This window comes from Cytobacillus sp. EB106-05-05-XG126 (assembly GCF_058791715.1).
The window spans coordinates 37,459-51,576 of sequence record NZ_JBYTDU010000017.1 but is presented as its reverse complement, the minus strand read 5'-3'; the positions used below and the strand labels follow the sequence as shown (position 1 = coordinate 51,576).

General features: G+C 35.8%; 9 protein-coding genes. 7 read left to right on the top strand and 2 right to left on the bottom strand.

Annotated features, from left to right (window positions below; genetic code table 11):
* The coding region (locus tag AC3WTL_RS22780; protein WP_492370094.1) for an IS1182 family transposase at positions 1 to 1,167 on the top strand (1,167 nt) is incomplete at its 5' end.
* A gap of 432 nt (positions 1,168 to 1,599) precedes the next feature.
* Here the strand turns inward: AC3WTL_RS22780 and AC3WTL_RS22775 are convergent.
* Together AC3WTL_RS22775 and AC3WTL_RS22770 are read right to left on the bottom strand one after the other, a co-directional pair.
* The gene (locus AC3WTL_RS22775; RefSeq protein WP_009336732.1) at positions 1,600 to 3,312 is read right to left on the bottom strand and encodes a S8 family serine peptidase; all 1,713 of its coding nucleotides are present in this window, start codon (positions 3,310 to 3,312) and stop codon (positions 1,600 to 1,602) included.
* A gap of 567 nt (positions 3,313 to 3,879) precedes the next feature.
* Entirely contained in the window at positions 3,880 to 4,035 is a 156-nt protein-coding gene (locus AC3WTL_RS22770) for a YvrJ family protein (RefSeq protein WP_083390537.1), read from the bottom strand.
* Positions 4,036 to 4,171: 136 nt separating this feature from the next.
* Here AC3WTL_RS22770 and AC3WTL_RS22765 point away from each other — a divergent pair, with 136 nt between their 5' ends.
* The 6 genes from AC3WTL_RS22765 to AC3WTL_RS22740 are packed head-to-tail and all read left to right on the top strand — an operon-like array spanning position 4,172 to position 14,116.
* A complete protein-coding gene (locus AC3WTL_RS22765; protein WP_009336731.1) occupies positions 4,172 to 4,537 on the top strand; it encodes an RNA polymerase sigma factor in 366 nt (121 codons plus the stop codon).
* A complete protein-coding gene (locus AC3WTL_RS22760; RefSeq protein WP_009336730.1) occupies positions 4,477 to 4,692 on the top strand; it encodes a helix-turn-helix domain-containing protein in 216 nt (71 codons plus the stop codon). The genes AC3WTL_RS22765 and AC3WTL_RS22760 overlap by 61 nt, the downstream gene beginning before the upstream one ends.
* An 18-nt stretch (positions 4,693 to 4,710) precedes the next feature.
* The gene (locus AC3WTL_RS22755; RefSeq protein WP_009336729.1) at positions 4,711 to 5,655 is read left to right on the top strand and encodes a DUF1702 family protein; all 945 of its coding nucleotides are present in this window, start codon (positions 4,711 to 4,713) and stop codon (positions 5,653 to 5,655) included.
* Entirely contained in the window at positions 5,643 to 7,535 is a 1,893-nt protein-coding gene (locus tag AC3WTL_RS22750; protein WP_009336728.1) for a CRTAC1 family protein, read from the top strand. Before AC3WTL_RS22755 ends, AC3WTL_RS22750 begins: the two co-directional genes overlap by 13 nt.
* The gene (locus AC3WTL_RS22745; RefSeq protein WP_009336727.1) at positions 7,536 to 8,438 is read left to right on the top strand and encodes an RnfABCDGE type electron transport complex subunit D; all 903 of its coding nucleotides are present in this window, start codon (positions 7,536 to 7,538) and stop codon (positions 8,436 to 8,438) included.
* Positions 8,414 to 14,116, top strand: coding sequence for an SDR family NAD(P)-dependent oxidoreductase (locus AC3WTL_RS22740; protein WP_492370093.1), 5,703 nt, complete (start codon positions 8,414 to 8,416; stop codon positions 14,114 to 14,116). Before AC3WTL_RS22745 ends, AC3WTL_RS22740 begins: the two co-directional genes overlap by 25 nt.
* The last annotated feature ends 2 nt before the right edge of the window (positions 14,117 to 14,118 follow it).

Genomic DNA, 14,118 nt, shown 5'->3' with positions numbered 1-14,118 from the left:
ACATTTATTCAATATACCTTCGGTATTCGCTCCATGCGTCAAACAATTGAAGAATTGAAAACGAATATGGCTTATCGATGGTTTTTAGGATATGGCTTTCACGATAAAGTTCCTCACTTCTCAACTTTCGGTAAAAATTATGAGCGCCGATTTAAAGACAGCGATCTCTTTGAACAAATATTTTACCGAATCTTAAAAACTGCAGCTGAAAAGAATTTAATTAGTGCTGAACACGTTTTTGTAGATTCTACTCATGTAAAAGCGAGTGCAAATAAACGCAAATTTGAAAAGAAAGTTGTTCGAAAAGAAACCCGTGCTTATCAAGAACGCCTTCAAGAGGAGATTAACCAAGACCGCGAGGATCATGGAAAAAAGCCGTTTCCACCAGATAAGTTTGATAAAGAAGAATACAAAGAAATCAAGGAAAGTACAACAGATCCAGAGAGTGGCTACTATGTAAAAGATGAGCGTACAAAACAGTTCGCTTATTCTTTCCATGCGGCCGCAGACCGCAACGGCTTCGTGTTAGGCGCAATTGTAACCCCGGGTAACACGCATGATAGTCATATTTTAGAGCCATTGGTAGAACAAGTCATTGAGAAAGTTAGTAAACCAAAAGCTGTTGCGGCAGACGCAGCCTATAAAACACCTGCTATCACGAGCTACTTATTGAAAAACGACATCACACCTGCTTTACCTTACACACGACCTCGCACAAAAGAGGGTTTCTTCAGAAAACATGAGTATGTTTATGATGAGCATTTTGACTGTTACATTTGCCCAACTGGTGAGATATTAAAATATACTACAACTACAAAGGAAGGGTATCGTCAATATAAATCAGATCCTCGAATTTGTACTGGATGCCCTTTCTTGTCTCAATGCACACAGAGTCAAGCACATCAAAAACTGATTCAACGTCATGTGTGGGAGGAACATGTGGAAGAAGCAGATCATCTTCGCCACCATCAAGACGTCAAACCGATCTATGAAAAACGCAAAGAAACAATTGAACGAGTATTCGCAGATGCAAAAGAAAAGCATGGCATGCGTTGGACAACCCTCAGGGGACTTAAAAAAATGTCGATGCAGGCGATGCTTACTTTCGCTGCCATGAATTTGAAGAAAATGGCCAACTGGACTTGGCAAGGTCCAGAAATGGCCTAAATGATAACCTCGGAGAGGTCTGCAATTCTCTGTAATTACTTGAAGTCCTACAAAAAATGACAAAAAGAGTTCGGAATGAGACTATTCCGAACTCTTTTTGTCTACAAACTGAATGAAGGGGAATTATCCCCTTCATTTTTAGATAAGAACTTTTTCTACCTAAATATAGTTATGGGAGTTCTATCAGTACTCATATTAGATATTAGTTGAAATAAATAAAGAAATATCTTTTGTTTTGCCAAAAATTATTTTTTCCACTTAGCAACTAACTCTCTAAATAATGGATTAAACTCTATTGTAACCACCCAGGCAAAGGCTAAGACAATCATCGAAACTAAGCTTATTGTTTTTTGGAGAAAAAAACTATTTATTATAAACAAATAGGAATTTGCCACTGTGAAACATATTCCTAAAATATAAAGAATGACTAAATTAGACGGCATCTACATTAACTCCACTTAATTGTTGGAAAAGCTCCATGAAATAGGAAACTACTTTATTATTTTCAATGTTTATTACAAACTCCCTCTGTCCGGAATAGGATAAATACCTCCAGGCGGCGCTAGACAACAAAACTTTTTTATTATCAATAATCGCAAAGGAAGTATCACCTTGCAATTCTGGAGAAGCAGATTGCCCTAATTGAAAGACATTTACGCCATAATTAGTTAAATATTGAGCTATGTGCACATTTTCTTTCACATGTAAGTCTAAAGCAATATTTACTGATATATTCTTTAGGCTTGCCTCACAAAGTAAAGTTATTAAGTTAACATCTGTAATGACTGGGGTAGCAATATAAACGTTTTTATTTAATTGCATAATTTCATTTTCAAGGAGTTTAGGTATATCAGATCCCCAATTAATCACTAATGAATGTTCTCCAGGAACTTTGCCGCTGTCAGGTTTTTCTTCATTTCCATCTAACAGATTTAAGGACTGTTTATAATTTATTAAACCTTTTCCGTATGAATATTTATCTTCATTTAGCTTTAATGCCCCTTCCATCATTAATTGCTTTATTTCGTCCGGTTTCAAATTATTCCTTTGTTCAAGAAGTAACGCAGCCATCCCAGCAGCAATAGGAGTAGCCATTGAAGTGCCTGATAACGTAAAGTAATCTTCCCCTATACGGTAGTCTGGTTTGAGTCTATCTGTATAAGAGTTTGGGGCACGGAGAGCAATAATATTTGTGCCTGGGGCAACAATATCCGGTTTATCAATGCCTTCAATTGTTGGACCTCTACTAGAAAAGTCTGCAACCGAATCATCTATATTATCAATGGTATCCTTATCATCAATTGCACCAACAGCAATCAATTTAGGATGGACTGCGGGGCTTCCTATTGTCTGTTTGCTAGGACCACTATTTCCGGCTGCTACCAATACGGTCATTCCTAAATCCCAAGCCTTTTCAAGAATTAAACAAAGCGGATCTTCTTTATAAGACTTTACAGGGTATGAACCTAACGAAAGAGAAATTACCCCTATATTGTAATGGTCTTTATTGTCAATCATCCATTGAACCGCAGAGATAATATTTGACGCACTTCCTCTTCCCATTGAATCAAGTACTTTTGCAGCAACTAAATTCGCTTGTGGGGCAGCTCCCTGGTATTTTCCATCGCTTGATGTCCCATTTCCAAGAGCGCAACCTGCTACGTGAGTTCCATGTCCATTATCATCGTAGGGATCTTCCTGGCCATTAATAAAATCTTTAAAAGCAATTATTCTATTTTTGGGAGTTACTAAGTCTTTATGAGGATAAACACCTGTATCCAAGATTCCAATTGTCACACCTGCACCAGTATGTTCTGTTTCATTCGCGCCTAAATCTCTTTGTACTCCAATGGCATTCACTGCTACATCTAACAATGCCCACACATCTCTATCATAAGTAATCCTTACTATTGAATGGCTATTGATTAAGTCTGTTAAGGAATTTAAATCGGTCTCAATAAGATAAGTGTTAATTGCACTAAAGTGTTTTTTTACATCACAACCACAACTTACTAAAAAGTGCTTTGCGTCTTCTGATTCCTCAATTTTCACCTCAATTAGCAGCTTAACCTTTTCATTTAAATCATTTTGTTCCTGTAATGCTTTAATTACAAACTCATCACACTTAGACATTGTTCCATGCATAAATAATCCTCCCTTTTTACCGTTATATTTATTAGGAAAAAAGAGAGTAAAAAATACAACCTAATTGAAGGAAAAAGTTCAAAAAATATTGATGTTATTCAAAATCTTGAACTGATTTCTAAATTTATACATAAAATTTAGAAGAAAAATATAAAACAGTTTATAAAGTTGAATAATGATTAATTTCGTTGTTTTGGTCGAATAGCATCCCTAAACTTTACTTGTGATTAAAATAACGTGAAGGGAGGAGGGAAAGTGTATCTGTATTCTTGAACCTTCTGAATCCATTGCTAATTCGATGTTTTAGTGAAACCTCTAGAAAATAATAAATTTAAAAAGCAGGATGTTGATAAAGTCTACATCCTGCTTTTTAATAACCTTTTTCAGTACGACCTTAGAAAATAGAGAGTTTGTGCGACTTAAAGATATTTGGAGGCTTAAGTTTGGTGTAAGGGCTTAATGCAATTGAACCACTACATTAGACCCCTATCCAAACTTTTTTAATATTTTTCTAGAACATGTTCTATTTTTTTTGTAAAATATAGGAACGCACGTTCGTAAAAAATACTAAGTTTTGGTACTTCTTATGATTTCCCCTAATTCTTGAATGGTTGATCCTAAGGTTTCTATCTTTTTCTCAAACCTAACTAACAAATAGATGGAAACAACTACCGGAAATCCAAAGTTACCCATCATGGTGATCCAAGCCTGAATATCTTCCATTTTGTGCACCTCCTCTCTTATCAATAGGGAAAAAAACGCTACTGAAAAACAACCGTTTTTAAATAATTGGAAAAATTGGTTGTATTTTGAAAATGAAATTTTCCTAGATTAATAGAAAGTCTTGAGGGGTGTTAGAATGACTTGTTGTCTTGAAACAACGGATAAAGAAACTTTTTCCAGACTCCTAAAAAGAGCAGCTTGGAGGATTCAATACAAAATAAAGACTGTTAAAAACAAAGAAATCGAAATGGAGGATAGTATCCCATTAGGTATTACTCCAAATTTTGAAGATGAAGTAATATCACGAATTTTTATTGAAGAGTTACTAAGTTCAATACCAAATCTAAGAAACAGAAGCATCATTAGAAAAATTATCTTAGAGGGATATACAGAAAAAGAAGTAGCTAGTGAACTAAATATTAGTCAACAGGCGGTGAACAAATGCAAAAGGAAAGCTATCAAAGACATGAAGGAACACATATGCCATTTAATAGACTCTTAAAACAAGCTAGACAAGGTGATAAAAGTGCAATGGAGAGTATTATTTTTCTTTTCGATGATGAAATCCAACATTTATCTAGTTTTTTAAGAATACCTAGAGAGGAGGCAGTTCAATCATTGAGGACAGAGCTTATTGGGTTGGTGAAAAATGCATAATTGGGGGAGGTTAGTTATATGTTCAGTCAACTTTTGAAAATTTCTTATGACAACGTTTTAGTCAAGAATAGGGGATTTCAAGTAAAAGAGAACCGTGTAAAAGACATACTTGAACAAATAGGAGAGACCTTTTTAGATGGATACCATGCAGTAGTAGAAGATCCGGTAAATTTCACAAATAAATTAGAAGTATTTCCTTCAGAGTTTAAAGGTTTTGCATATGAGGGAGCAGGTATGGCATTAAAACTATTAGATTTTTTTTATTTTAATAAAGGAAGATTCCAAGATTTCGCCAAACATGAGGGAGCTGCCCATTCATATATGCTTCATGTTGGAGCGGGCTGGAGTTATGCTAAGCTTCCTATGTTTCCCAAAAGAGATTTTCAAAAACAACATCCAATTTATAAATGGCTCATTGTAGATGGGATGGGATTTTATTTTGGTTATTTTCACTGGGATAAGCTTAAAAATGGAATGAAAGCTCCTGGAAAGATAAAAAGCGGCTCGTATATAGAAAATGCTTTTTTTCAAGGAGTGGGCAGAAGTTTATGGTTTGTATTTGGAGCCAATATAGAAGCGGTGTCTGCTACAATAAACAGTTTTCCAACCAATTTACACAACGATTTATGGAGTGGAGTAGGACTGGCATCAGCTTATGCCGGGGGCTTAAAGCATGCAAGCTACAGTGATATCAGAAAGCTTGCGGGTGACAATTTGAACGCTTATATGCAAGGGGTAGCATTTGCAAACACAGCACGTATAGAAGCTTCTACTCCAGCAGCCCATACAGCCATTACTAGTTTAGCCATGTGTAACATGAATCCAGTTCAAATATCCAGTTTAACTTATTTAGCACTTGAGGAAGCAAAAAAACTTAATAATCAAACTCCAATTTATCAAAATTGGAGGGCTATTTTACAGCAACATTTAGCGAAAGGAGTACCAGTTAAATGCTCACAATAAATTCAACCATAAAAAAGTTTATAGCAATTATGATCAGCACCATGTTATTACTTGCTGTCTACTTTTCTAGGGATAGCGAGGCTGTTGAAAATCAAATTGAATTTAAAGAAATGGTGATAAATGGAGATTTAGGACACGAAGATAAAAAGTTAATTCGAGAAGTCAATCCTAATTATCGCAATATTCAATCCTGGATTTCGTCAGTTGGTGCTGCAGTAGCTATAAATGACATTAATGGGGATGGTTTTTCTAATGATTTGTGCATGGTTGATCCACGTTTTAACAACGTCACAGTTCAATCTTTAAAAGGTGACTATGAGAAATTTCAGCTTGAGAGTACAACTAATCAAACTGTTGCACCAATGGGGTGTGTACCTGCAGATATAAACGAGGATGGGCATCAGGATATAGTTGTTTACTATTGGGGAAGGTCACCCATAGCATTTATTCAAAAAGAGACAACTGCTCCACTTTCAAGTGAATCCTTTCAACCAAAAGAAATTGTTGAAAATGTTGAAATGTACTCAAACGCTCTTACTTTTTCTGATATTGACGGTGATGGTCACTTAGATATGGTGGTAGGAAACTATTTTCCAGATTCTTCAGAGGTACTAAATAAAAATAGTGTTAAAAAGCCATTAATGCAGGATTCAATGTCACAAGCATTTAACGGGGGCAAGAATCGGATTTATTTATGGTCAGAAAATCAAGGTGATTATTTGTATAAAGATGTTTCAAGCCAAGTCCCAGATGAACTATTAAGTGGTTGGACATTAGGAATAGGTGCAGCTGACCTTAATAAGGATGGGTTACCGGATATTTATGCTGCCAACGATTTTGGCCCGGATAGATTACTATTGAACAAATCACAGCCTGGCAATATTGATTTCAAATCATTGACAGGGAAGAAAGATTGGAAAACACCTAGATCAGAAATATTAGGTTTGGATTCCTTTAAAGGCATGGGGGTTGAATTTGTAGACCTAAATCGAGATGGTTGGTTAGATATCTTGGTAAGTAACATAGCAGAAGAATATGCTCTAATGGAATCTCACTTTGCCTTTATCAACACTGGAGAGTGGGAACAAGCTGAGAAAGGGATTGCTCCATTTGAAAATCAAAGTGTTGAGTTAGGTCTAAATAAGAGTTCTTGGGGATGGGATATTAAATCTGGTGATTTTAACAATGATGGTAAAAATGAAGTCATACAAGCAACTGGTTTTATCCGGGGAGAGAAGGAAAAATGGCATGAGCTACAGGAATTAGCAACGATCAATGATGAGCTTTTAAAATACCCAAACTCATGGCCAAAGTTTTTACCTGGTACAGATATAAGTGGAAAAACTGAAAATGCCTTCTTTGTTCAGAATACCAAAGGCAGGTATGGTAATCGCTCTGATGTCTTTGGCAGTAGTGAAAAGAAAGTAGGTCGCGGAATTGCAATAGCTGATGTAAATGGTGATGGATTATTGGACTTTGCTTTAGCTAATCAATGGGATCAATCTTCTTTTTACCTTAATAAATCAAAAAATTCAGGTAATTTTATAGGTTTAGAAATTGCATATTCAACATATCAAAATCAAGATTCCCTAAAAATCACAGAAGGTAAAGAATCGACTAAAAAGCGACATGCAGTTGGTGCTTCTATAGAAGTGTACCTACCCAATAATGAAATACTTCTAGCTGAGGTCGATGGGGGAAGCGGACATTCCGGTAAAAGAAGTCATGAAATTCATTTTGGGATAGGAGACATTAAGAAGAAAAAGTATCCTGCTCGCATTAAATGGAGAGATGTAAATGGTGTGCTTCAAGAAAAAAACATAGAAGTAACACCAGGATGGCAAACGATATGGCTACCTATGGAAAAGGGGGGAAAATAAATGAGTCCACGTATAAAAGCGTTGCGAGCCTTTGGAACAGCCATAACAGTCTTAAATATCTTAGGGCATACAGTATTGGGATTTGAGCAATCCTTTATTCAGCTTCTTACAGCTGTACTCACAGCTTATTTAGTAGAAGTAATTATTGAGTTTGCAGATTCAAAGGTGAATAATAGAAAACCGGCTTACCATGGAGGGTTAAGTAATAAAATCGATTTTCTAATACCTGCACATATTTCAGGCCTTGCTATAGGTATGCTTGTGTATGCGAATAATGAAGTCTTGCCATTTGCTTTTGCAGCATCAATAGCTATAGTAACAAAAACAATTTTCCAAGTTAGTATTCAAGGAAAGAAAAAACATTTTCTAAATCCATCTAATACAGGCATAGCGTTAACGTTACTGCTGTTTCCATGGATATCAATCGCGCCTCCCTATCATTTCACTGAAAATCTAAAGGATGAATGGGACATTATTTTCCCTTTAATTATATTGATTTTAGGATCCATGCTAAATATTCGTTTAACTAAAAAAGGACCTCTTATTGCTGCGTGGCTTGGTGGATTTGTTCTTCAAGCCCTAATCCGAAGTATCTTTACTGATATTTCTTTAATTAGTGCTTTACTGCCAATGACAGGTCTTGCATTCCTTTTGTTCACCTTTTATATGGTAACAGACCCTGGGACTACGCCTTTCGAAAGAAGGAATCAAATAGTATTTGGTTTCTCAGTTGCTGCAGTATACGGTGTCCTCATGTGTTTTGATGTTGTATTTACGCTTTTCTTTTCATTATTTATTGTTTGCCTGGTGAGAGGTTGTTATCACTTCATTAGATCTTTAATAAGTCATAAAAACCAAAAAGTAGAGGAGTGTAGGGTATGTGCAAAGGAATTGCAATTGTAGGCATGGCATGTGAGTATCCAGATGCCAGTAATCCAAAAGAGTTATGGGAGAATGTCATTTCTAGAAGAAGATCTTTCCGTAAAATTCCTAAAGAACGCTTGAACTTGAAGGATTACTTTTCAACAGATAGGAGTCAAATAGACAAAACATACTCTAATAAGGCTGCACTAATCAAAAATTATTCATTTGATAGAGTGAAATTTAAAATATCAGGTCCAACATATAAAAATACCGATCTTACACACTGGCTGGCCCTTGATGTCTCTGAGCGAGCTATTAGAGATGCAGGATTTAATGACTTAAATATACCTAAAGACAGAACAGGGGTTTTAATAGGGAACTCTTTGACAGGAGAATTTTCAAGAGCCAATATCATGGGACTTCGATGGCCTTATGTTCAAAGAGTGGTTGAAAGCATATTAGAAAAAGAGAATGCTTTTGAAGATCGTTTAGATGAAGTACTTGGATATATAAAAAAGGAATATTTAAAAGCATTTCCAACAATTAATGAGGATACTCTTGCAGGTGGCCTTTCCAATACAATAGCAGGCCGGATTTGTAATTATTTCGATTTAAAAGGTGGAGGATATACAGTAGATGGTGCTTGTAGTTCTTCTTTATTAGCTATTACAAAAGCATGTTCAGCTCTGGAAAATAACGAATTAGATTTGGCTATTGCTGGTGGAGTTGACTTAAGTATCGATCCTTTTGAGGTATTAGGTTTTGCGCGAAATGGTGCCTTAGCTAAAGACAATATGCTTATCTATGACAAAGATTCAAATGGTTTTTGGCCCGGTGAGGGATGTGGGATTGTTGTTTTAATGAGAGTTGAAGATGCAATTAATGGGGGGTTCAATCCTTATGCAGTTATTAAGGGCTGGGGAATCTCCTCCGATGGTAAAGGCGGCATTACTAGACCAGAAGTTGACGGACAGGTCCTAGCATTAAGTAGAGCTTATGAGAAAGCAGGTTATGACCTAGATAGTGTTCCTTATATTGAAGGGCATGGAACGGGCACAAAATATGGTGATGAAACTGAACTAAGGACGGTCTCTACATTAAAAAAGAATAACAAACATTTATCCTATATTGGTTCAGTAAAAGGGAATATTGGCCATACCAAAGCAGCTTCGGGTGTTGCTGGTTTAATTAAAACAGTTATGGCACTTTCTCATCAGGTTATTCCACCGGCTACAGGCTGTGAGAATCCAAATCCTGAGTTCTTAAATGAAAAGTCTAAATTACAGACAACCTCAGTTCCTATTCTATGGCCACAAAATCTGCCTTTACGTGCTGGTGTAAGTGCAATGGGATTTGGTGGGATTAATACCCACATCACATTGGAAAATCAAACCGGCTTAAGAAGAAAAGAGATGGATTACCAGAATGTAGGTTTAACTTTTGATCATGAGATTTTTGTTTTTGGCAATTCCGATATAAATGGATTAATAGATGAAATCTCTTCTTTAATGAATGAGATAGAATATATGTCCTTAGGGGAATTTGCGGATTTTTCTAGTCATTTATTACGAAACAACCGAAATAGAGATTACCTTCTTACAATCGTTGCAAAGGATCCCGAAGATTTGTACGAAAAACTGAAATTGGCAATTGAAAAAATAAAACAAAAAGATATTTTTCTATCACCAGAGAAAGAGATATATTTTGGTTCAAAATTAATGTTAAATCAAAAAATGGCATTTTTATATCCTGGGCAGGGTTCACCAATAGCAAAAAACTTAGGGGTTATTGGTGATCTTGATTCTAGCTTAAAATTTGAGGACCTAGAGGAAGATTTTCTACCTAAAGCTAGGGAAAATACTCATTTAGCACAACCGCTAATCACTGCGATGGGAATAGAGGGTACTCGTTTTCTAAATAACCTGGGAATAGAGGGTGACTTTGGATTAGGACATAGCTTAGGGGAACTGACTGCATTGGCTTGGGGACAAAGTATTTCTACTGACACTCTTTACCAGCTATCCAAGGAAAGAGGAAAGTTAATGGAGAGTACACCTCAAGGCATTATGTTTTCCACTAATGCGCCGCTCGAGGTAATCGATATAGCAATTAAGAATGAACATATAGACATAGCGGCTGTTAATCATTCCGAACAGATTATCTTATCTGGAGACGAAGATAGTGGAAAACGAGTTTTGAAAAAACTTGAAAGCAAAGGGTATTCCAACACTGTACTTAAAGTAACCAAAGCATTCCATTCAAGTTTAATGAAGGGGATAAGAGAAAAATTTGAGTATATCTTGAAGAGGACAGAGATAAAGCAGCCAAAGAAGAAAGTCGTCTCAACAGTTTCTGGTGAGTTTATAAAGGAACCAGCAGAAATTCGTTCATTATTAAAAAAGCAACTAACAGATCCAGTAATGTTTCAAGACGCTGTAAATTCAATTGAAAACCAAGTGGATTTATTTGTAGAGATAGGTGCTGGATCGACATTAACCAGTATTGTTAATCGGATAACCAAGAAACCTGTTTTATCGCTAAATATTGGAACTAATAGTGTACGTAATATACTCAATATTTTGGCTGCTTCGATTGCAATAGGTAAGGAAATTAATCTTTCTACATTCCTTAACGGGAGAAAAGTAAAGGCTTATGAAAAGGCAACGAGCTTTTTTGTAAATCCATGTGAAACGGTCCAAGAGGCATCTCTAGTGGTGGCAGACAAAAATCAAGAAGATGAGACTGTTGAAACTAGCACCTTGGTTATAAACAAAGACCGTGAAACATCAATTGATATATTAATTCAAATTATCTCTGAGAAGACTGAGTTACCAATTAATGCGATAAAAGAAAACGCTCGTATGCTTGATGATTTGCATCTTAACTCAATTTCTGTAAGCCAAATTATTGTGGAAACTGCCAAAATCCTAGGCAAGGTTGCACCAGTTTCGCCAACTGATTTCGCAAATTCTACCGTAAAAGAGATAAGTACTTACTTTGACAATGATAGTAATAACCATGAAGAAAGCAACCTCGATCAATATCCAGGTGTTGATTCTTGGATCCAATCATTTCAAGTGAAATGGAAAGCCGAGTCGCTAATAGACATGGTGATAAAAAAGGGAAAAGGAAAATGGACCTCTGTAACAAATAACGAATTGGCGATTAAGCTTTCAAAGCAACTAAATAAAACCAACATCGGAAGAGGAATTTTAGCATATTTCGAAGATCCAAATGATAAAACGATGGTTTGGAAGCTTGTAAAAGAGCTCCAAAAAAGTAAAGAACAACAAAGGCTTGTCATTATACAAAATGGGGATGGATTAAAGTCTTTTGGGAAGTCATTTTACCTTGAAAATCCCAATTCAACTGTTTGTATTATTGATGCAAAACTAACTGAGAAGAACCTTCCGCTTATATTAAAAGAAATTCAATCATCTGATGGTTTTGTCGAGGTGAAATACACTTCGAAAAATGAAAGAAGAGTTCCATATCTAAAGGTTAAACCGGTAACACGGAAAGAAAAGAACACTACATTAAATGAAGGAGATGTACTCTTAGTAACCGGTGGAGCCAAGGGAATTACAGCTGAATGTGTGAGACACCTTGCTAAAGAAAAAAGAGTTAAATTAGCCATCTTAGGAAGGTCAAAAGTTACAAATGACAGTGAAATAGCCAAGAACTTAAGTCTACTCGTTCAACAAGATATTGAATTCAAATATATAAGTGCTGATATTACAAACCCAGACTCTGTTTCAGAAGCTGTTTTAGATATTGAAAAAAACCTGGGAACAATCAGAGGAGTAGTCCATGCTGCAGGGATTAATAAACCTAAAGCCATTTCAGATTTAAATTATGAAGATTTAGAGATTACGATTGATACGAAAGTTTTAGGTTTGAAGAATGTTTTAAGCAGCATCCCAAACAAGGACAATTTAAAACTGTTAATTACGTTTGGATCGATTATTGGTCAATCCGGGATGCAAGGAGATGCTCATTATGCGATAGCAAATGAGTTGCTTAGGAAAGAAACAGATATGTTTTCTAAGGAGTTCCCACATGTAAAGGCTTTCTGTATTGAATGGTCTATATGGGAAGGTTTAGGGATGGGAAATCGAATTGGAACTTTAGATCAGTTAAAGAGAAAAGGAATCCAGCCATTAACAATTGATCAAGGTACTAAATATTTTATGCATTTAGTTAATCACGAAGTAAATTCATCCAGTGTAGTTAGTGCCAGCAGATTAGGTGGGTTGCCTACAATCTCACTCGGACGCTCCGAGGATATTCAGTTTGGGCGATTTTTAGAAGACCCACTAATAGAAATTGATGGAGTGGAACTTATTACACAAGCAATACTTGATCCTGAAACTGACAAGTATTTGAATGATCATATACTTGAACATCAGAAAATATTCCCGGGTGTAATGGCTTTAGAAGCAATGTCTCAAATCGCTAATGCGCTTTTAGGGAAAAAGGGAATGGTTCCGACCTTTAAAAATGTAAGGTTCAATCATCCAATTGTAGTAAATGATATCGGATCTAAAATTAGAATCTGCGGCCTGGTAGATGGAATCAATAGGGTAAAAGTGGCCATTAGATCTGAAGACACAAATTACTCAGTTAATCATGTCGAAGGTATATGTCAATTTGTAAGAAACGTTCAACTTACAGAAGAGAAGAGTCTTGATAAGGTTATTCTCCTAAAAGACTACCGACCAAGACCATCTGAAGACTTATATAAACACGTATTATTCCAAAAAGGTGTATTTAAAAATATTGAAGAAATCAACTACCTCTCTTCAAAGAAGAATATGTCGCTTATTAAAAATGTTAAGAGAGAGAAGTGGTTTGGTGGATTCCTACCTAATAACTTGATTACAAAAAATATAGGAACAAGAGACTCTATTATTCATTCATTGCAGGCATCATATCCTTATCAGCACCTCATACCACTTTCGGTTAAGGAGATAAAAATTAAGCCGGGAATGGAACTTCATAAGCATATTAAAGTAGTTGGAAATGAAATTGAAAAGAAAGATGACATATTAACCTTTAATATTCAAGTCAGTTCTTTAGATGGCACCGTAATAGAAACTTGGGATTCATTAAAGCTTAAAGTTGTAGGTAATGAAATCGGCATTAAGACATGGAATCCATTTCTTCTAGGCCCTTATTTAGAAAGAAAGCTAGATGAGATGATTCCTGAAGGAAATATCCAGGTGTTTTTGGATTCTAATTCCTTAAAAAAACAACAAAGTATGTTCGCTAAACAAATGGTGTCTAATGCTAAAGAAGTAAGGAAGCGTTTAGATGGAAAACCTATTGTTTCAGATGACCTCTCCTTATCCGTTTCTACTATGGATCATTTAGTTTTGGCCGTTTCTAACACTAAGAATATTGGATGTGATGTTGAAAAGGTTCAAAAGCTGCCAAATGAGATATGGGAAGATATGTTGGGTAAAAAACATCTTCAACTAGCAAGCTATTTATCAAAAACATTAAATGAAGATTTAAATACAACTGCCACTAGGGCTTGGACGATATTTGAGTCTATTAAGAAGCTAGGTTTGCCAGATCATCAACCAATTGTAGTTAAGAGGGTAAGCGGGAACATGGTAGAGTTGGAGTCCGGTTCAGTTACTATAGCTACCACTTTGGTAGAAATCAGAACTGTCAACGAACCAGTTGTAATCACTATTGCAGCGGAGGTATAAAT